The organism is Roseovarius sp. E0-M6, from assembly GCF_037083845.1.
Classification (GTDB): domain Bacteria; phylum Pseudomonadota; class Alphaproteobacteria; order Rhodobacterales; family Rhodobacteraceae; genus Roseovarius.
The window spans coordinates 419,050-437,596 of the sequence record NZ_JBAPLA010000002.1 but is presented as its reverse complement, the minus strand read 5'-3'; the positions used below and the strand labels follow the sequence as shown (position 1 = coordinate 437,596).

The 18,547-nt window shown below is 61.6% G+C and carries 18 protein-coding genes and 1 pseudogene; 8 read left to right on the top strand and 11 right to left on the bottom strand.

All coding sequences use genetic code 11. From position 1 onward, the window contains the following. Positions 1-56 precede the first annotated feature (56 nt). The 4 genes from V8359_RS08520 to V8359_RS08505 all read right to left on the bottom strand — a co-directional run bounded on the left by V8359_RS08520 (position 57) and on the right by V8359_RS08505 (position 2,707). Positions 57-251 carry a Trm112 family protein gene (locus tag V8359_RS08520; RefSeq protein WP_336428336.1) on the bottom strand — a complete coding sequence of 65 codons (195 nt, stop codon included), beginning with the start codon at positions 249-251 and terminating at the stop codon, positions 57-59. Then, complete coding sequence (locus V8359_RS08515) at positions 248-892, bottom strand: LON peptidase substrate-binding domain-containing protein (protein WP_336428335.1); 645 nt, start codon at positions 890-892, stop codon at positions 248-250. Before V8359_RS08515 ends, V8359_RS08520 begins: the two co-directional genes overlap by 4 nt. A gap of 27 nt (positions 893-919) precedes the next feature. Then, positions 920-1,831, bottom strand: a complete 912-nt coding sequence (gene trxA / locus V8359_RS08510) for a thioredoxin (protein WP_336428618.1) — start codon at positions 1,829-1,831, stop codon at positions 920-922. An 87-nt stretch (positions 1,832-1,918) separates the two neighbouring features. Then, positions 1,919-2,707 carry an exodeoxyribonuclease III gene (locus V8359_RS08505; protein ID WP_336428334.1) on the bottom strand — a complete coding sequence of 263 codons (789 nt, stop codon included), beginning with the start codon at positions 2,705-2,707 and terminating at the stop codon, positions 1,919-1,921. A gap of 183 nt (positions 2,708-2,890) precedes the next feature. Here V8359_RS08505 and V8359_RS08500 point away from each other — a divergent pair, with 183 nt between their 5' ends. Next, positions 2,891-3,301, top strand: coding sequence for a hypothetical protein (locus tag V8359_RS08500; protein ID WP_336428333.1), 411 nt, complete (start codon positions 2,891-2,893; stop codon positions 3,299-3,301). A 131-nt stretch (positions 3,302-3,432) separates the two neighbouring features. On the opposite strand, the gene V8359_RS08495 is transcribed toward V8359_RS08500, so the two are convergent. Then, positions 3,433-4,119, bottom strand: a complete 687-nt coding sequence (locus tag V8359_RS08495) for a response regulator transcription factor (protein WP_336428332.1) — start codon at positions 4,117-4,119, stop codon at positions 3,433-3,435. A 183-nt stretch (positions 4,120-4,302) separates the two neighbouring features. Between V8359_RS08495 and ribA the strand changes: the two genes are divergently transcribed. Continuing rightward, positions 4,303-5,394, top strand: a complete 1,092-nt coding sequence (ribA, locus tag V8359_RS08490) for a GTP cyclohydrolase II (RefSeq protein ID WP_336428331.1) — start codon at positions 4,303-4,305, stop codon at positions 5,392-5,394. Between the two features lie 98 nt (positions 5,395-5,492). Here ribA and V8359_RS08485 read toward each other — a convergent pair whose 3' ends face one another. The 4 genes and pseudogenes from V8359_RS08485 to V8359_RS08470 all read right to left on the bottom strand — a co-directional run bounded on the left by V8359_RS08485 (position 5,493) and on the right by V8359_RS08470 (position 9,617). Then, positions 5,493-6,518 carry a hypothetical protein gene (locus tag V8359_RS08485; protein WP_336428330.1) on the bottom strand — a complete coding sequence of 342 codons (1,026 nt, stop codon included), beginning with the start codon at positions 6,516-6,518 and terminating at the stop codon, positions 5,493-5,495. Beyond that, positions 6,511-6,765, bottom strand: a pseudogene (locus V8359_RS08480) (glycoside hydrolase family 99-like domain-containing protein); the annotation flags it as partial. The pseudogene V8359_RS08480 and the gene V8359_RS08485, both read right to left, overlap by 8 nt. Before the next feature lie 12 nt (positions 6,766-6,777). After that, complete coding sequence (locus tag V8359_RS08475) at positions 6,778-8,769, bottom strand: glycoside hydrolase family 99-like domain-containing protein (RefSeq protein WP_336428329.1); 1,992 nt, start codon at positions 8,767-8,769, stop codon at positions 6,778-6,780. A gap of 77 nt (positions 8,770-8,846) precedes the next feature. Continuing rightward, on the bottom strand, positions 8,847-9,617 hold the full coding sequence (locus V8359_RS08470) for an ABC transporter permease (protein ID WP_336428328.1): 771 nt from the start codon (positions 9,615-9,617) through the stop codon (positions 8,847-8,849). Between the two features lie 90 nt (positions 9,618-9,707). Here V8359_RS08470 and V8359_RS08465 point away from each other — a divergent pair, with 90 nt between their 5' ends. The 6 genes from V8359_RS08465 to V8359_RS08440 all read left to right on the top strand — a co-directional run bounded on the left by V8359_RS08465 (position 9,708) and on the right by V8359_RS08440 (position 16,992). Further along, on the top strand, positions 9,708-10,964 hold the full coding sequence (locus V8359_RS08465) for a sugar transporter (RefSeq protein WP_336428327.1): 1,257 nt from the start codon (positions 9,708-9,710) through the stop codon (positions 10,962-10,964). Between the two features lie 15 nt (positions 10,965-10,979). Further along, positions 10,980-11,657 carry an ABC transporter ATP-binding protein gene (locus V8359_RS08460; protein WP_336428326.1) on the top strand — a complete coding sequence of 226 codons (678 nt, stop codon included), beginning with the start codon at positions 10,980-10,982 and terminating at the stop codon, positions 11,655-11,657. A gap of 4 nt (positions 11,658-11,661) precedes the next feature. Next, positions 11,662-12,573: a glycosyltransferase gene (locus V8359_RS08455; protein ID WP_336428325.1), complete on the top strand. Its 912-nt coding sequence runs from the start codon at positions 11,662-11,664 to the stop codon at positions 12,571-12,573. A 131-nt stretch (positions 12,574-12,704) separates the two neighbouring features. Further along, positions 12,705-14,195, top strand: coding sequence for a calcium-binding protein (locus tag V8359_RS08450; RefSeq protein ID WP_336428324.1), 1,491 nt, complete (start codon positions 12,705-12,707; stop codon positions 14,193-14,195). A gap of 442 nt (positions 14,196-14,637) precedes the next feature. Next, positions 14,638-16,026, top strand: coding sequence for a calcium-binding protein (locus tag V8359_RS08445; protein WP_336428323.1), 1,389 nt, complete (start codon positions 14,638-14,640; stop codon positions 16,024-16,026). Between the two features lie 180 nt (positions 16,027-16,206). Then, entirely contained in the window at positions 16,207-16,992 is a 786-nt protein-coding gene (locus V8359_RS08440) for a metallophosphoesterase family protein (protein ID WP_336428322.1), read from the top strand. A 13-nt stretch (positions 16,993-17,005) separates the two neighbouring features. Here the strand turns inward: V8359_RS08440 and V8359_RS08435 are convergent, their stop codons facing one another. Both V8359_RS08435 and V8359_RS08430 read right to left on the bottom strand, forming a co-directional pair. Beyond that, positions 17,006-17,497, bottom strand: a complete 492-nt coding sequence (locus V8359_RS08435; RefSeq protein ID WP_336428321.1) for a flavin reductase family protein — start codon at positions 17,495-17,497, stop codon at positions 17,006-17,008. Between the two features lie 214 nt (positions 17,498-17,711). Further along, entirely contained in the window at positions 17,712-18,458 is a 747-nt protein-coding gene (locus V8359_RS08430) for a glutamine amidotransferase (RefSeq protein ID WP_336428320.1), read from the bottom strand. Between the last annotated feature and the right edge of the window lie 89 nt (positions 18,459-18,547).

The following is an 18,547-nucleotide window of genomic DNA, read 5'->3' as shown; positions in this document are numbered from 1 at the left end:
TCAATCTTCCGAACGGTTGCGCGGAAATCTGTGTCTCGGGTTTTGCTCGAAACGCTTTAATCCGGCAGCACCCGTGCCTCATCGATCAAAAGAACGGGAATGCCGTCGCGAATAGGATAGGCCAGCCCGGCATTGCGGCTGATCAATTCCTGTGCATCCGCGTCATATTCAAGGCCGGCATGCGTTTTGGGGCAAATCAGCACCTCGAGCATGCGCCTGTCAAAATGATCGGGTTGGGCTGAATCGGTCATTGCATCACCTCGTCATTTGCTCCGCCACGCAGCGCGAACTCCATCAGGGTCACAAGAGTTTCGCGCCGTGTCGAAAGCGAAGGGGCCTCAAGCAGGGCCTGCTTGTCCTCGTAATCAAAGCCAAGCAACATCGACAAGGAGTTGATCAGCAACTCGTCATCGGCCTCTTTCAGAGATTCCCAGTCGGTCTGCAATTCCTCGGCGGTCAGAAACTGGGCGAGCAGTCCAAGGAACGCGGCCCTGTCGAATTCGGGATCAAGTTCAGCAGGACCAAGATCACGACCGAACCCTTCCCAGCTTACTTTGCAGCGGCGATATGGCGTGAAGCCGTCGACTTCTTCGAGCACGCGAAACCGTGACAGCCCGGTCAGCGTGATCATGTATCTGCCATCCTCGGTTTCCGAGAATTGCGTGACCCGCCCCACACATCCAATCCGGTGCAGGCCCTTTTCCTCACGGCCCGGAACCGTCATCGGCTGAACCATCCCGATCAGGCGGCCCGGCGTTTTCAGGCAATCTTCAAGCATCTGAAGATAGCGCGGCTCAAACAGGTGCAGCGGAAGCCGCGCGCGCGGCAGAAGAAGGGCTCCGGGCAATGGAAAGACCGGGATCACCTCGGGAAGGTCAGGTTGCTGAATCATGATCGTGGACCTAGTCCAAAACCCGGCTCAGGCAAATATCATTGAACTGAGTCTGCGCCGCCCGTTAAGGACGATCGGATCGTTCGGTTTTAGCGCCTCGAAAATAGTGAAAAGCTGCTGTTTCGCGGCGCCGTCGTTCCATTCCCGATCCCGGCGGAAAAGCTCAAGAAGCTGATCGACGGCTTCTTCGGCCTCACCATTGGCGTGCAGTGCCTGCGCAAGATCGAAGCGCGCCTGATGATCGTCTGGATCGGCTTCGACCGCGGCGCGCAATTCGCCCACCGGGCCGGCATCTGCCGCCTGCCGCGCCAGCGCAAGCTGGGCGTGGGCGGCTTCGATCTCGGGCGTTTTGGCAATTTCGGCTGGCGCACCGTTCAGAATCGCCTCGGCCTGATCGGTATCGCCCATCGTGATGTGGGCGCGCGCCATGCCTGCAAAGGCACGGGCGTTCTGCGGGTCCTCTTCAAGGATGGCGGCGAAAGTCTGGGCGGCATCGGTGGCGGCACCGGCATCCAGCATGTCTTCGGCGGCAGCGATCGCATCATCCAGCCCGTTTCCCTCATCGCCGCCGGCGGCCTGAACCACGCGTTCGACAAATGCCTCAAGCTCGGATTGCGCAACGGCCCCCTGAAACCCGTCTACGGGCTGACCCTGCCAAAAAGCATAGACTGTGGGGATTGACTGCACCCGAAGCTGACTGGCGATCATCTGGTTTTCATCCACGTTGACCTTGGCCATGCGCACCGCGCCGTTGGCCTTGGTCACCGCCGCCTCAAGCGCCGGACCAAGCGTCTTGCAAGGACCGCACCAAGGTGCCCAAAAATCCACGATGACGGGAACGGTTTGCGAGGCTTCGACCACCTCGGCCATAAAGTCGGCCTCGGACACGTCCTTAATCAGGTCGTCCGCGGCTGGTTGGTTTGCGCCAAGTTCGATCATCTCTCGCCTCTCGTGTTCGGACCGCATTTATGCCGCCTACATGGCGCAGCACCCTTTCGGTTGCAAGGGGTCAGGCCCGACAGGCGGTCAAAGGTCGAAGCTGGCAAAGACCGGCGCGTGATCCGACGGCTTTTCCCATCCACGGGCACTGCGCAGGATGCGGCTTGAATGGGCGGCGTTGCGGATATCTGACGAGGCCCATATGTGATCGAGCCTTCGGCCCTTGTCGGCGGCGTCCCAGTCGCGGGCGCGGTAGCTCCACCAGCTATAGAGTTGGCCATCCGGAATGTCCGCACGGGTCACATCGGACCAGTCACCTGCCTCCATCACCTGTCCAAGATGCTCCACCTCGACAGGTGTGTGGCTCACCACCTTGAGAAGCTGCTTGTGGCTCCAGACGTCATCCTCACGCGGCGCTATGTTGAGGTCGCCCACAAGAATGGACTTTTGCGGCTTGTCGCCGCGCATCCAGTCGCGCATCTCGGTCAGATAGTCGAGCTTCTGACCGAATTTCGCATTCACCTCACGGTCCGGGACATCGCCCCCGGCGGGCACATAGAAATTGTGAATGGTAACCCCGTTCTCAAGCCGTCCGGCAACGTGACGCGCGTGCCCAAGGCGCGCGAAATCCTTGTCGCCCACATCCTCGATCGGAAATCTCGACAGGATCGCAACCCCGTTATAGCCCTTCTGGCCCCGGGCAACCATGTAAGGATACCCAAGTTCGGTGAAGCCATCGGTCGGGATTTTCTCGACCGGGCTCTTGCATTCCTGAAGGCACAGGATGTCCGGCCCCTCTTCTTGCAAAAGCTTGCACACGATAGGCTCGCGCAGGCGGACCGAGTTGATGTTCCAGGTGGCGAGAGTAAGGGTCATTCGGGCCTCCGGCAATTTTGGCCGGACCCTATGCGCGTCACGCCCGAAGGTCCAGCGGCCTCGCGCGCACTCTAAAGACCTTACCGAAGAGGCAACGAAGGGTGGAACCATCGACTTGGGCCCCGCGTTTCAACTTTGACATCTCGGTCATGACACGTCGAAAATGACAGAAGGATGAAATCTATGTCGCCGATGCGCACCTTGTCCCAACTCCCCTTCAGCGCCATGCTCGCGGTTGCGACCATCGCAACGTCGGCAGGCGCACAATCCGCCAATGGCACGATCTCTGGCACACTCGCGCTTGAGGAGGCCACTTGGGTCATCACCTCAGCCGACAGGACAGACATATCGAGCGGCTGGACCGCGACAGACGCCGGCTATGACGTCAGGATTGTTGGCACGCCCGGCGCCGGCGCCGATAGCCTTTCCGGGGCTCTGGTGGTGGAGTTCAGTGCAGAGGGTGGCCCAACGCGTCTTGAGGCGTCGGACGTCTCTGTGGCCTATCACAAACCAAACGCCGACGCCGTCTGGAGGGGGAAGGCACAAATGTCTCGTTCGATATCGAGGCGTTGGATATTGTCGGAGAAGACCTGATCGTCGCTGCAAGTTTGGTCGCCGCTATGGTGCCAGGCGGGGCGGACGGTCAGATTATCGACGGCGAGGAGAGAATCGTCATGGACGGGAACCTTCAGGCCACACTCGGGCGGCGTGAATAACCGTCCACCCTAGCCCAAAAGCCGATAGCCCCCGGATTCCGTCACAAGAAGCCTCGCGTTCGAGGGGTCTGGCTCGATCTTCTGGCGGAGCCGATAGATATGGGTTTCAAGCGTGTGGGTCGTGACCCCCGCATTGTATCCCCAGACCTCGTGCAGCAGAACATCGCGCGCAACCACGCCGTCCGGTGACCGGTAAAGATATTTCAGGATGTTGGTTTCCTTCTCGGTCAACCTGACCTTGCGGTCTTCTTCGTCCACCAGCATCTTCATCGCCGGCTTGAAGGTATAGGGCCCAAGCTGAAACACCGCGTCCTCGGACTGTTCATGCTGGCGAAGCTGCGCCCTGATACGGGCAAGCAAGACGGGAAACTTGAAGGGCTTGGTGACGTAATCGTTCGCTCCCGCGTCCAGCCCTAGAATCGTATCGGCATCGCCGTCATGCCCTGTCAGCATCAGGATCGGGCTTTTGACCCCCTGCTTTCGCATCACGCGGCAAAGCTCGCGCCCGTCGGTATCAGGCAGGCCCACATCAAGGATGATGAGATCAAATATCGTGTCCTTGATCCGTGTCATGCCTTCGCTGCCATTGCCCGCCTCGAAGACGTCGAAATCCTCGGTCATGACCAGTTGTTCGCTCAGCGCCTCGCGCAGATCCTCGTCATCATCGACAAGAAGAATTTTCTTGAGCTGTCCCATGGCGTTCCCTTGCTCTTTGCGGTGTTCCGTCCTGATGCGGATTGCCCATCACTGTTGGCGATCATGCGGGCCCGGGCAACCCTTTCAGTCCCCCGATCACGCCCAAGTGTTGCAATGGGGCGTTTTGTTTCATTATGCGAACGAATGCCGTAGACCTCGTGGCGCATTGATCAGGAATCACCGATGACCCTGCACCCAGACATGTCCGAGATACTGGCCCGGGCGCGGGCCGACCTGCGCATGGGCGTGCCCATTGCGATGCGCTCGGGCGAAGAGACCGCCATCGTGCTGGCCGCCGAGACCGCCAGCGCGGCGCGCCTGTCCACATTGCGCGCCGAACACGGAGAGCTGACCGTGGCGATCACGGCCCGACGCGCGGAAACGCTCAAGGCACGGGCCTACGACGGTGACATGGCCCGCATTCTCGTCCCGGCCGACGCCGATCTGGCTTGGATCAGGGCGGTGGCAGATCCCGCCGACGATCTCGCGACGCCGATGAAAGGGCCGTTTCAATCTGCGCGCGGCGGCTCGGGCGCGCTGCACCGGATGGCGATCCGACTGGTCAAGTCGGCACGGCTTCTGCCGGCGGCGCTGGTTCTCGACGGTGCCGATCTCGTGCGGCTCAACTCGGACAATGTGCTGACCGAGTTCGACGTGGACGCCGCCGAGGGGCATCTCGGTTTCGAAGTGGCGCTGGGCGAGGTGATCAATGCGCGCCTGCCGCTGACCGTGTCCGAGGCCGGGCGCTTGCATGTCTTTCGCCCCGAGGACGGCAGCGAGGAACACTATGCGGTGGAAATCGGGCGCCCCGACCGCGACGCACCCGTTTTGTCGCGGTTGCATTCGGCCTGCTTCACCGGCGATCTCTTGGGGTCTCTCAAATGCGATTGCGGGCCACAGCTTCGCGGGGCTCTCGCACAGATGGGCCGCGAAGGGGCGGGAGTGCTGCTCTATCTCAATCAGGAAGGGCGCGGGATCGGGCTTGCCAACAAGATGCGCGCCTATGCCCTTCAGGATCAGGGGTTCGACACGGTCGAGGCCAATCACCGGCTCGGCTTTGAGGATGACGAGCGCGATTTCAGGATCGGCTCGACCATTCTTCGGCAAATGGGGTTCTCCTCGGTGCGGCTCATGACGAACAACCCCGGCAAGATCGCGATGATGGAGCAGACGGGCATCGCGGTTGCCGAAAGGGTGCCCCTGCAACTGGGCGAGAATGTTCACAACCGGGCCTATCTGCGCACCAAGGCCGAGAAGTCCGGGCACATGCTCTGAGCTTCTGCATCTGGCGGTCCGGTTTGCCAGAGGGATCACCAAGATCGCGGCCCTAAAGCGTTCCGCGAAAGCCCGGCTCACAGATTTTGCGAAACGCTTTAGCCGTCGGCGTGGCGCATGAGGCTCTCACCCGTTTCGCGCTGCGCCATCCAGAGCCGCCGGGCAAGCCGCAGGAAGTAGGCCGAGGATATGTCTTCGCGGCAAATGGCATCAGCGGCAACGCTGTTGCGCGAAAGCGCGAAGCCGGACTGCACACGCGATACAGCCTCACACAGGGCCGCGTTGGTCGCGGTGAAATGCCCGGCCATCTCGCGCAGCTCCTCGCGGGTGAAAAGGCACGAAGCGACCCCACCGGGATATTCCAGATCGAAGGCGGTGCTCGCCGCGTCGCGCAGCTCTGTATCAGGAAGCTTGTTTCCCGCCACGGCCAGCGCCGCCCAAAGCGACAGCGCCCTTGGAGAGACGTTGGACATGCCGCAATTGACCGGTAGCAGCCGATCCACCGTCAGCGCAGGTGCAACGTGGCGCAACAGGGTTCCGACAACACCGCCGGGGGATGATCGCGCCACGGCATAATCGAAAAAGCGCATCTCGTCGGCAGCGAAATGGTGTCGCAGTTTCCCATGAAGCCGCCCATAGTCGCAAAAAAGCCCATCCACCAGCCCGGTGGCCAATGCCCCGGTGATGAGGTTCGGGGGCCGTGGCGGCACGCGGCTGCGCGCGACCTCGACATAGACGGATTGCAGGAATTGCCATTGTTCGCGCAAGACACACAGGACGAGCGTATCGTACCCTTCGAAGATACGGCGCAACTCCTCGAAATCGACACGCCCCCCTACGCCGCCCGCGCGCGAGAATTCCTCGCTCGAAAGCAGCAGCGTCGCCTCCGTGCCGCGCCAGATATCGGCAAGCCGAGCAAGGCCCCTTCGACCACCCCCATCGCGGACATAGGCCGCGGGTAGCGCAATCCAATCGGTCAGGAACCCGTGATGGCCGGTGTGCGGTGCGCAGTCAGGATAGATCACCGCATGTTCCGCCAAGAGCGCCCGGTTCGCGTGCAGGATATCCTGCACGGTGGTCGTGCCGGTCTTGTGCGTCCCGATGTGAAGAACGAGCCTAGCCATGGGCGGTATGACGGTGGTGCAGGGGCGCACGCCGCGCGCCTGTGCACTCCGCAAGCACGTCAAGATAAAGGTGGCCGAACACATCCGATGGCTCAAGCATCGCCTTCTCGGCCCATTCGTTCCAGGCATTGACGAAAAGCTCACCGCGATAGGAACCGCAAAGCGATCCTTCCTGTAAACCGCGCATCCACTTGTGGAAGGTGGCCGGATTGGCGCCGCGTGCGATATGGGCCCGAGGGCCGCGCCGCGCCGTGTTATCCTAGCTTGGCATGACGCCCGTGATCGTGTTCGCCGGCAGCGAGGCGCGATATCTAGGCGAGAGGCTCCGTCTTGCCACCGCCCGATAATCATAGATCAGCCCCCCGAAGCCCGCACCCGGCCCCGCCGCCCCGAGCCGGTTGCCCAAGGCACCGCCAAAGACGAAATCCTCACCTTTGACGAGACCATGGGGCGGCATTTCCACCCAGAAATCGAAGAGCGCCGGGTCGACGGGCGCATCGCCACCGACATGGAAGCAGACGGCACCGAGTTCGACCGGACCGATACCGGCCTCGATCCACGCCTTGCGCATCCGGGCGATGTTCTGTTCCGGGGCCGGCATGTCTTCGGGCCGGTAGATCACGAAACGCGGCCTGCGACCGTCGGGGCGCTGATATCTTGGGTCGCGCATATAGGGCAGCGTGGAGCCCACCAGCGCCTCTTCGAACCCCGGCGCATAGGCCTGATCCAGAAGTATTTCACCCGAGAGCCCGTCCCAGTTGCGCCGCCAGCTTTCGTTGGCCCAGCATAGGTAAAAGGGAAATGCGACCTCGGGCCGGGTCAACAGGTTATCAAGAGGTGCCTCGAGCACACGGCGGCCACCGAACCAGTAATGATAGACACAAAAAGCATCTACCCCCGCGCCGCGTGCCATCTCCGCCTGCGCGCCCATGACCTCGGTCGCCCGCAAATCGTAGAAACCAAGATCGGCGGGCCGCACCGGCTGAACGTGGCCGGGAAAGGCCGAGACGGCATCAACGACGCCCCGCCACTCGGTAAAGCCTTTGCCCCACCAGGCATCGTTCTCGGGGATGGGGTGGAACTGCGGCAGGTAAAACGCCGAGACATAGCGCGGTGCTCGGCCTGCCTCCCGGGGCGTGCGCCTCTGCATTTCCGTGGTCTGGACAATCTTCTGGCCTGCGGCGGCGGCAAGGCCACCGATACCGCGCTCGAACGCATGAGCCAGCGTGCCGTCGACCTGTCCCTGTTCCGGCTCGAACATCTCCTCGCCAAGGCGAAGGGCCCGGATCATGCCGATCATCAGCGGTTTGAGCCAATACATCGACCCCGCCGGAAAATCGAGCGTATCGGTCATGTCGTCCAGCTCCACCCGGCGCAGAAGTGCGGCGGTCTTGTCACGGTTGGACCCCCACCAATCCGCCGCGCGGTATTTCTGTCCGTCGGCCACCCAGAAGGCAGCATCGGTATCCGTTCCGAACCTATCGAGCAGTGGCCCAAGCCCATCCTCGGGAAGGATTCCATCCACAAGACGGCGGCGCCACGCATCGCCATCGGGCCGGTGCGGTGATTTCTTGGTATGCACCTTGCATACCGCCTCATAGCCGTCGAAGGCGCCCGCGTTCACCAGACGGACAAACGGCAGGATGTCGCGGCCACAGTTGGGCACCGGCGTCACGAACGCCTGGGGAAAGGCCTCTCTGATCTCATCGGCGAGCCAAAGCGTCTCGTCTCCGCGCCACGTGATCGTGACGTATAGATCAAACGCAAGGTCAAGTGCCGCAAAGCGCCGGGCGAATTCGGACCAAAGCTCGGGATAGTATATATGAAGATGCACCGCGAACCGCGCCTTGGCCCGGTCCGGATCGAAGCGCAGCGGCGACATGCGGTAGGTCGGCAGGGCCTTTTCCGGCGCGGCCAGCTTGCCAAGCCGGCCTTCGCGCCGCCCCGAAGCGAGGAAATGCTGAAACGCGGACATGCCTGAAGTCGCCACATCGGGGTTGAGCCGCAGATAAGCCTCGGGCGAGAAATCGGGGTTGGGCTGAAGACCCATGGCTTCGCCCCACAAGGCATAGTGGCGCATGGGCAATGCGCGGCACAGCCGGTTCAGACCCGGATGCGCGCCCCGGTAAAATGCTGCATCGAACAGCCCGCTACGCCGCATGTCACGCACATATCGCAGCGTGCGAAACGGCGGAAACAACAGGGCCGCCGCCTTGGCGGCACGTCCCAGGGTCAAGCGCAAGCGACTCATCGGCATCCTCCTGTGATCGGTCTGCGCCAGACTAGGACAAAGCCGTTAATCCCCCCTGAAGTCTCGCCTGATTTTCTTCAGGTCCGGGCCATGATTTCGCTCGCCGCCCGGCGCAGCAGCAACAGGCCGAACGCCATCGCGATCCCGGCCACGACAAGCACGTAAAGCGGTGACAGCTCTTCGGGGCGATAGCCCACATAAAGGCCCGCCCGCATCTGGGAAATCACGTGAACAAGCGGATTGAGCCAAAGCCAGGCATCATAGGGGCGCGGCACCGCATCGGGAAGAAACAGGACACCAGACAGGATAAAGAGCGGCCGGTTGAGAATGGCCCAGGCCCGCTCCCAGATCGGCCAAGCCTCGAACAGGTAGGCATTGAGCACACCAAGCCCAGCACCCAGTGCCGCCGCAAGGCCCAAAGCCCCGCCGAGTGCGGGCAGGTTCAGGGAAACCGGGATGCCGGACCACGCGAAAAGCGCCGCAAGTACAAGTGCGACAACCACCAGATGGGTGAGCGTATTCAGGATGAACCGCGCCGCCAGAGCATCCCACCAACTGATCGCGGGATAGGTCATGAGCGGACGGGAAAAGCGCAACGCGACACCGATCTTCTGGGCCAGATCACTATAGAATACGAAGGGCAGGTATCCGCTCGCATAGAATAGCGCAAAGTCGCGTCCGAGCGGTGGCCTGTCGAACGCCAATGCAAAGATTCCGGCCAGAAGCCCGACCGCCGCCACCGGCTCAAGCACGGCCCAGACATAGCCGCCCGGCGTGCGACCGAAGGTCGACGCCATCTCGCGCAGGATAAGGGCCGAGGTGGCGCGCGTCGCGGTGAAAGGTGGCATGACTGCTCCGGCATTAGGCAAATCTTGAGACCTGAGCATTAGACCATAGGGGTGAAGAACCTCTTAGCGTTCACCCTGCAAAGGTCTGCCATGTCACGTTCGACCAACACCTTGCCTCAGCACCGCACCGAAACGGTGCCGGCGGCGCGCATGTTTCCGGCACTGGTGCCCGCGCAACCCAGATCCGGCGCACAGCCCGCCCCCGCCTCTCCGGCGCGTCCGCGCAAACGCCATATCATGCTCGCCCTCAGCTTTGTGGGTCTTGTTCTGGGTCAGGTGATTCTGGCCGGATGGTATCTCTATGATCGGGCCGCGGATCAGTATGGATCGACCTTCGGCTTCGCCGTGCATAGCGAGTCGGACAGTTCGGGCTCCATCCTGCAAAAGATGTCTGGTTTGGCTGCGCTTTCGGGCGCGCAATCCTCGGACACCGATATTCTTTATGAATATCTCCACTCTCAGGCGCTGGTGGCCCGGATCGACAACAAGGTGGACCTGCGCGGTCTGTGGTCTGCACCCGAAAACGACCCGGTCTTTGCGTTCGATCCCGATGGCTCGATCGAAGACCTCACAGGCTACTGGAAACGCATGGTCAAGGTTTCGTATGATTCGGGCGCGGGCATCATGACCATCGAGGCACGCGCCTTCGATCCCGATGGGGCACAGCGCATCGCCGAATCCATCGAGGCCGCATGCAGCGAGTTGATCAACCGTCTGAGTGCCGTCGCCCGGCAGGACAGGCTGGCACATGCAGAGCGTGAACTTGACCGGTCCGTCACCCGGCTGCGTGAGGCGCGGCAGGCTCTGACCGGGTTTCGCGTGCGCCATCAGATCGTCGATCCCATGGCCGATCTTGCCGGGGAAATGGGAGTGATCCAGCAGCTTCAACATAGCCTCGCCGAAGAGCTGGTCGCCCTCGACATTCTGCGCGCGACCACCGGACAGGGAAAAACCAACACCCGCAAGGGCGAAATCACGGATGTCCGCATCACACAGAGCGAACGCAAGATAGAGGTCATGCGCGCCCGGATCGTCGAAGAACGCAAGAAGTTTGGCGGCGCGGACGGCGCGCGTGACTATGCCCGTATCATGGGCGACTTCGAAAGACTCAAAGTCGATGTCGAGGTGGCGCAGGAGGCGTATGTTCTCTCTCTCGCCGCATATGAGGCGTCACGCGCGGAAACCGATCGACAGGTGCGGTATCTGGCCACCTACAGCGATCCGACCCTGTCGGAACGCTCTGTCTATCCCGACCGAATCGTTCTTCTGGCGGCGATCGCGGCGGGGCTGCTGCTTTTGTGGTCGGTGGTCGTGCTCGTGGCCTATAGCCTGCGCGACCGGACCTGACAGGACGCGATCAGGATGATTTCACTGAACCATGTCTGCAAAAGCCATGTGAGCCGCGGCGTCAGGAAATGCGTGGCCCGTGATCTTTGTTTCGAGTTTCCCAAGGGACAGGCGATGGCGCTCTTGGGCCGTAACGGTGCGGGCAAGTCCAGCCTTCTTCAGATGATCGCGGGCACAATGAAACCCGACGCCGGCCGCATCCGCCGTCGCGGTAAGGTTTCGTGGCCGGTCGGCTTTCAAGGCAGCTTTCATCCTGATCTCACCGGTCTTGAAAACACGCGCTTCGTGGCACGCGTCTATGGTGCCGATACGGACGAGGTCACACGTTTTGTCGCGGAGTTCACCAATCTGGGCGCGCATTTCCATCTTCCTGTCCGAAGCTATTCGGCGGGAATGCGGGCCCGGCTGGCCTTCGCGACTTCGATGGCGATCCCGTTCGACACCTACCTCATCGACGAGGTGACATCGGTTGGCGACGGTGCCTTCCGCCAAAAGAGCGAGGCGCTGCTGCATGCTCGCCTCGAACATGCCAGCGCGGTCGTCGTGTCACACTCCATGGAGCTTCTCGAACGGCTTTGCACCTCAGGTGCCGTGCTCGAGAACGGGCGGCTCTTCTTCTATGCGCGTGTGGCCCGCGCGATCGAACATCACGGATATCTCATGCGGGGTCAGCTCCCCCCATGGCTGCGCTAAACCTGTGCGAGCGCGGGCCCGGAACAATCCCGTCCTCACGGTGCTGTTGCCGTTGCGAAATGGCGCGCGCTTCCTGCCCGAGCAGCTTCACAGCCTCGCACGTCAAAGCCTGCCGCCACACCATCTGATCGTGTCGGATGACGGATCAAGCGATGGCAGCCCCGACATCGTTTCCGACTTCGCCCGCACCGCGCCTTTCGCGGTCACGCTCATGCAGGGGCCGCGACTTGGACTTGCCCACAACGTCTGCGCTCTGATCCGCGCTGCACCATCCGGGATGCTCGCCTTTTGTGATCAGGACGACGTATGGCTGCCCGATCGGCTGGCGCAGGCGCAGGTGGCTCTTGCCAGCGCGGCGCGTCCCGCCCTGCATGTCTCGGCGCGGATCGTCACCAATGCGGCACTTGACCATCGCGGGTACCTGCCGCCGCCTCGCACCACCGGTTTCGCCAACGCGCTGGTTCAGAACGCGGCGCCGGCCAACGCGACCGTTCTCAATGCCGCCGCCGGCGAACTGCTGCGGCGGATGGCTCCAAAAGCGGGCCACATGCCGTATTTTCCCGACTGGTTCATCTATGCGCTTGTCACCGGTGCCGGGGGTCATGTGCGCACTGATCCGCGTGCGGGGCTTCTCTATCGTCAGCACGGTGCGAACGTGCTCGGGGCCGCTCTGGGACCGCGCGCCGCCCTCCACCGCGCGCGCTGCCTTTTCAACGGGCGCTATGGCGGCTGGCTGCGCGCGCATCTTGCCGCGCTTGACGACGCGCGCGCCGCCCTGACGCCGCGCGCCCGCGCACAGCTTGATGCGTTTCGCGCCACACTTGACGCCGGAGGGCCTGCCCGCCTCGCGGCCGCGCGGCACGGCATGGGGCAAAATACGCTTCTGCGGATCGCCGCGCGCTTGGGGTGTCTTTGATCCCGGGCGCGAACCCCGGAAACTTTTCCAAAAATCCGAACGCAGGGTCACGGCCTCGCCACAATCGGGCCGCGACAGATCCATGACGCACGCGCACCATCCCGGCATGTTCCACCCGTGCCGGAGGCCCCATGCTATCGCTTGCGTTGCGCTCCACCTTGCTGAGCGAAGACCCTTTCACCCTGAGCGGGATCGATTCCTTTCTGACATGGCAAGATGCCAACAGCGGTCAGGCTTGGCTTTATGCCGCGTCCTCGGCCACCGGAACGCTCTCGACCTTCGGCCTTGACGAAGGGGCGGGCCTGCGCGCCCCGGTGACCATTTCGATTTCCGGCAACGGTTCGGACTTTCGCGCGGCGGACCTTGCCATGATCGGCGCCGGCCCGGATCAGCAACTTCTGGTCAGCCGCGTCCACACCCAACAGGTCAACACCTTTGACGTCACCTCGGGCGGGGGCCTCGTCAATCAGACCCTGATCATTTCCCCGCTTGCCGGCCCGGTGACGAAAATTACCAGTGTCACCGTAGAGGGCACGGATTTTCTGATCACCGGCACCCGCGACGCACCGGGGCTCAATGTCTTTGAATGGTCCGCACCGGGCACACCGATCCTGCGCGACACGGTGACCGATCACGCCAAGGTGGCAGTCGCGAACACCAGCGATCTGGAGACCGTCACAGTGGAGGGCACGCCCTATGTGATCACCGGCTCGCCGGCGGATGGTGCGATAAGCTCTTTTGCGCTGGCCGCCAATGGCGAGATGGCTCTCGTTGACACACTCGGCGCCAAGGATGGTCTCTGGGTCTCGGGCCTCGACAGCCTGAGCACGGTCGAGGCCCATGGTGACAGTTTCGTCGCCGTCGCGGCGACGAATTCGTCCTCGCTCACGCTGATCCGTGTGAATCCGATGGGTGTCTTCTTTGTCGAAGACCATGAGAACGACAGCCTCACATCCCGGTTTCAGAATGTTGACGCAGTGGCAGGCGCCTCGGTCGGCGCGCGCGGTTTCCTGTTTGCCGGGGGCGCGGATGACGGGATCAGCCTTCTTGAAATCCTACCCGATTACAGCCTCATCGCATATGAGCCGTTGGTCAACATGAACGGCGGCGCGCTTGAGAACATTTCCGGGCTGGCCACGGCGACATTTCCGAACGAAATTCAGATCGCCGCCGCCGGGCAACCGGGCGTCACGCTGGCGTCGCTCGATACACGCGCGATCAGCGACCCGTTGATTGGCACCCAAGGGACCGACAACCTGAGCGGGGGGTCTGGCAATGATCTTCTCTGGGGTGACGCCGGAAACGATACGCTGTCGGGCGGGGCGGGCGATGATATCCTGATGGGCGGGGCGGGCGCGGACCGTATGACGGGCGGGGCCGGGCGCGATACCTTCCTTCTCAGCCCGGACATACAAGGCGACGTCATCACCGACTTTTCTCATGGCGAGGATCTTTTTGATCCAACTAGGTGGGGCCGGATTCACGACCCGCAATCCCTGACGATCATCGGGCGCCCGGGTGGTGCCGAGATTCGCCATGGCGAATTTCACGTCAGGCTTTACACCGATGACGGGTCCATGCTCTCAGCCGATGATTTCACCGCCAGCGACTTCATTTTTTAAGGGCTCAGCTCGCACCAAGCCTTCGCACATTAGGCAAATACACAATTGATACCGCAAGCGCGCTACGCTATAATTTTTGAAGATAATTTACAGGATTTCACATAATTTTTTAGCTCAGCACATTGGTTTGGCCGTGTTTGGCCATAGCTATAATGATCGGACAATCGTGATGGCTCTTCGCCTCTTTCCTTGCTCAAACTGCAATCATCGTCTGCGTTTTGGGCAGACGAAATGTAGTCGCTGTTATTCCGATACGCCTATACGCAACCGGTGGAGCGTGAGCATACTTGGTGCCCTGATGATTCTGGGTGTGGTCATCATTCTTCTGGCCTGAAGCATTCTGCCAGTAAAAAGCACATCAAATCCCTTCAGCTATCTTCAGCCGGTCGAAATCTTTTGGCCCTAGACTGTTCCGCGACAGAACAAATACGGGGGTCAGGTCATGCCGACAGGACAGGTCATGCGCGGTCTGGGTGGTCCGCGCGGGTTCGGTGAAACAGCGATGCCGCGCTCGGATGACGGCGCGCTGAGAATCGACGCGCGCGCCCTCTTTCAAGAGGGGCTTTCGGTCTTCGGCAGCCATCATGCGGGCAATGATATTTGGCTTAACACCAACGGCGCCATCAGCTTTGGCAGCGCGCTTGCGGGATATCCCACACTCGGGTCCGGTCCGTTGGCGCAGGATGTGCTTGCCCCGTTCTGGGCCGACGTGGACACGCGCATCGACGGGGAAGGGGCCGAAAGCGGCCAGATCTGGATAGATCAGGACACCGCGACCAATACCTTGACGATCACATGGGACGGCGTTGGATCCTTTCGCCGGCAGGCCGAGGATACGAACCTCTTTCAGGTTCAGATCGCGGATCAGGGCAACGGCGATTTCGACCTTAGCTTCCGCTACGAGAGGATCGAATGGACCCGCGGCACCGCCGAGGGTGACGCAGGCGCCGATGTGATCCTTGCTGGGCACCGCCTGCCAAATCCGGTTCTGCCCGGCGGCGCGGCGGATCAGCTTCACCTGACAGTCGGGAACACCGGAGAACCCGGGCTATGGACATTTGAAATGCGCGATGGGGCCCTGCCCGCTGCGACCCCCGTGAATGGACAGACCGTAATCGGCGATTCGGGTGCGAATGTCCTTGAAGGGGGGGCCGCAGACGACATTCTGCGCGGCGGCGACAGCAACGATGTGCTGCGCGGGCATGACGGGGCAGATTGGCTGTTCGGCGGCGATGGTGCCGATACACTCAACGGCGGTGAAGGCGATGACGTCATTCGTGGCGGCACGACAGAGGCTGACCTGCGCGATGTTGTCTTTGCCGGCGGCGGGAATGATCGGGTCGAAGCCGGCTACGGGAACGATCTTGTCTATGGCGGTGCCGGTGACGACAGTATCGAAGGTGGTTTCGGTGTCGATGAACTGATCGGACAGGGGGGCGACGATGTCATCACGGGGTCGGCATGGTCCGATCTTATCTTTGGCGGGGACGGGAATGATTTCCTCAACGGGGGCTTCGGGTTTGACAGGCTCAACGGCGGTGCCGGCGCGGACAGGTTCTATCACCTCGGGATCGCGGATCACGGCTCCGACTGGGTTCAGGATTATAACGCGGCTGAAGGCGATGTCCTGTTCTGGGGCGGAGGCGCGACCGCACCTTCGAATTTTCAGATCAACTGGGCCGACACCGCCAACGCCGGACAGGACGGCGTTGCAGAGGCGTTCATCATCTATCGGCCAACGGCCCAGATCATCTGGGCCCTTGTGGATGGCGAGGATCAGAACGAAATCAACCTTCGGATCGGCGCGGGCGTCTTTGATCTTCTGGCCTGAGACGATACCCCACAGGTGCGCATAGCTGGACTTGACCGCCCAAGCCGCGTAACAGGAAGTGTCTGTGAACACATGTTATGTAAGGGCTGTTCTTCCCATGCGATCTTTCAATTGCGACCGGGTATGCACCACCAAAGTTCCCGGAGAATGCACTCGCGCGATCGGAGGTGACGCGTGGTTGTGAGACGTCTCAAATCGATGTTCGGCTCGGACCGGCAGGAGCCGGCAAGGGGCCATGTCGCGCCTCGTCCCACCGTGGAAACCGTGCTCGCCCCCGAGCGGCCCTTCGTCGCCATCGGTGACGTACACGGGCGCTGCGACCTGATGATCCCGATGTTCGAGAATATCCGCAAGGATCTTGGCTCCGAGACGCCTGTCGTGTTCCTTGGCGATTATATCGACCGTGGGGTAAACTCGGCCGAGACGCTCAACACGCTGTTCAAATGGCAAACCGACTCTCCCGAGACGGTGATCTGTCTCATGGGCAACCATGAGAAGATGATGCTGGAGTTTATCGACGACCCGATCGGCAAGGGCGCGCGATGGCTCGTGAATGGCGGGGATGAAACGCTCGGGAATTACGGTATTTCCGCCAAGGCCGCCAAGATGGATTCTGAAAATGCTGTCGAGACGGCCGATGCGCTTGAGGCGGCGTTGCCCGAAGGGCTTCAGGGGTGGTTGCGCAACCTGCCGCTCAAATGGTCCAACGGGAACATGCATTGCGTTCACGCCGCGATGAACCCCAACAAATCGACCGAGTCACAGAGTCAGCGCACGCTTCTTTGGGGACATGAGGATTTCCTCAGAGAGCCGCGCACCGATGGCCAAACGGTCGTGCATGGCCATACCGTCATGGCCGAACCCACAATCGGCGACGGACGTATTTCGCTGGATACCGGTGCCTATATGACAGGTATTCTGGGCGCTGCGTATATCTCGGAAGGTGACTGCGTTTTCAACGCGTAAGAGATGCCAGCGGTCAGTCGTCCGCTTGGGGCCGCACGATATGGAATGTCCCGCTCATGTAAGTGAGCGGTTTTTCCCCCGCGTTCGAGATGCCGGTGACATCCCCGATACAGATCGCATGACTGCCGTGAACATGCCTATGCCGCATCGTGCAGGTGAACGAGGTGGCACGCGGCAGTGTCGGACCGAACTCGGTGTTGTTCACGTCCAGTCCCTCGAACCGGTCGGGTGTCATCTGATCGAAGGCCCCCGCGAATCGCTGCGCAAGTTCGACACCGTCCTCCGACAGGATGTTCACACAGAATGTGCCATTGGCCGCGACCGCCTCCGCGATGCGGGAATCGGCCTTGAGGCATACCAGAACCGAAGGCGGGTCAGCCGAAAGTGAACTGAACGCGCTCACAGTGGCACCTGCTTGGCCTGCCGGACCGTCCGTCGTCACCACCGTCACCGTCGAGGCGACCTGACGCATCGCGTCGATGAAATTCTGCCTGTGGGTACTCATTGGGCGATCATCGCTCCTGCCAGTGGTTTGCGTGTCGGACGCCGCATCTCCATGTGCCAATCCATACTCCATGTCCAGCCTCGGATGGTGCAGGCCCAAAGACCGAGCGGCACCGACCCGGCCATCATGACAATTCTGATGGCATCATGAAAACGAAATATATTTGCCGAATAGTGCGCCTTTTTCGCATTATACCGGCCTCCCGAAGAGCGCATCACGCATCGCTCCGATACCGCGCGACGAAATTGCGCAGGATCGTTTCGGGGGCATGAACATCCGCAGCACGACACATGGCGATCAGGTCATTGGCCTGTTCGGGCGCGAAATAACCACGGTCCTTGTAGATATGAATACGCGTCTCGAACCCATCCGCATCCGCCTCGGGATGAAACTGTGTTGCATAGACGTTGCGGCCATGGCGGACCATCTGAAAGGGGCACGCATCCGAGGCGACCAGATGCACACACGCATCGGGCAGGCTTTGCATGGCCTCCTTGTGACCCACGAACGCGTCAAACGTATCACTCACGTCCCGCAACAGCGCATCCTGCCGCCCTGCCTCGGTCACGCGGCAGGATGAGGTGCCCACAGGTTCACCAAAGCGGTCCTTGCTCACGTCTCCGTCCAAATGCGCCCCCAGAATACCGATACCGTAACAACACCCCAGGAACGGAAAATCCCGGCACGTTATCTCGGGCATCAGCGACAGAACCGCAGCTTCGATGCGCGCCTCGACATCGCTTTTTGCCTCGGGCGGGTCGCTGACACAGCCGGGCCCTCCCCCGACGATCACACCGCTCAGGTCATCGAGGTCAAGGTCGCATGGCAACGGCTCCTGATCCAGCCGCACACGGCGCACGTCCTGTGGGGCAAGCCGCCCCTTCTCAAGAAAGGCCGCGAATTCACTGTCCGATGCCGGGGTCTCGGGGCGCAATTGCAGGATCAGAAACGGTTTTGCCATGGGCCCCTTAAAGCTTGGCCCTGCGTTGGGGCCGATAAAGACATTTTCGATCCCGTTATCTACGCAGAACACGATCTTGTGCAAGGGGC

What these genes read in the sequence shown, in the direction of transcription:
- V8359_RS08520 (WP_336428336.1), bottom strand. Translation starts at nt 251, where the DNA reads ATGACCGATTCAGCCCAACCCGATCATTTTGACAGGCGCATGCTCGAG.
- V8359_RS08515 (WP_336428335.1), bottom strand. Translation starts at nt 892, where the DNA reads ATGATTCAGCAACCTGACCTTCCCGAGGTGATCCCGGTCTTTCCATTG.
- trxA (WP_336428618.1), bottom strand. Translation starts at nt 1,831, where the DNA reads ATGATCGAACTTGGCGCAAACCAACCAGCCGCGGACGACCTGATTAAG.
- V8359_RS08505 (WP_336428334.1), bottom strand. Translation starts at nt 2,707, where the DNA reads ATGACCCTTACTCTCGCCACCTGGAACATCAACTCGGTCCGCCTGCGC.
- V8359_RS08500 (WP_336428333.1), top strand. Translation starts at nt 2,891, where the DNA reads ATGTCGCCGATGCGCACCTTGTCCCAACTCCCCTTCAGCGCCATGCTC.
- V8359_RS08495 (WP_336428332.1), bottom strand. Translation starts at nt 4,119, where the DNA reads ATGGGACAGCTCAAGAAAATTCTTCTTGTCGATGATGACGAGGATCTG.
- ribA (WP_336428331.1), top strand. Translation starts at nt 4,303, where the DNA reads ATGACCCTGCACCCAGACATGTCCGAGATACTGGCCCGGGCGCGGGCC.
- V8359_RS08485 (WP_336428330.1), bottom strand. Translation starts at nt 6,518, where the DNA reads ATGGCTAGGCTCGTTCTTCACATCGGGACGCACAAGACCGGCACGACC.
- V8359_RS08475 (WP_336428329.1), bottom strand. Translation starts at nt 8,769, where the DNA reads ATGAGTCGCTTGCGCTTGACCCTGGGACGTGCCGCCAAGGCGGCGGCC.
- V8359_RS08470 (WP_336428328.1), bottom strand. Translation starts at nt 9,617, where the DNA reads ATGCCACCTTTCACCGCGACGCGCGCCACCTCGGCCCTTATCCTGCGC.
- V8359_RS08465 (WP_336428327.1), top strand. Translation starts at nt 9,708, where the DNA reads ATGTCACGTTCGACCAACACCTTGCCTCAGCACCGCACCGAAACGGTG.
- V8359_RS08460 (WP_336428326.1), top strand. Translation starts at nt 10,980, where the DNA reads ATGATTTCACTGAACCATGTCTGCAAAAGCCATGTGAGCCGCGGCGTC.
- V8359_RS08450 (WP_336428324.1), top strand. Translation starts at nt 12,705, where the DNA reads ATGCTATCGCTTGCGTTGCGCTCCACCTTGCTGAGCGAAGACCCTTTC.
- V8359_RS08445 (WP_336428323.1), top strand. Translation starts at nt 14,638, where the DNA reads ATGCCGACAGGACAGGTCATGCGCGGTCTGGGTGGTCCGCGCGGGTTC.
- V8359_RS08435 (WP_336428321.1), bottom strand. Translation starts at nt 17,497, where the DNA reads ATGAGTACCCACAGGCAGAATTTCATCGACGCGATGCGTCAGGTCGCC.
- V8359_RS08430 (WP_336428320.1), bottom strand. Translation starts at nt 18,458, where the DNA reads ATGGCAAAACCGTTTCTGATCCTGCAATTGCGCCCCGAGACCCCGGCA.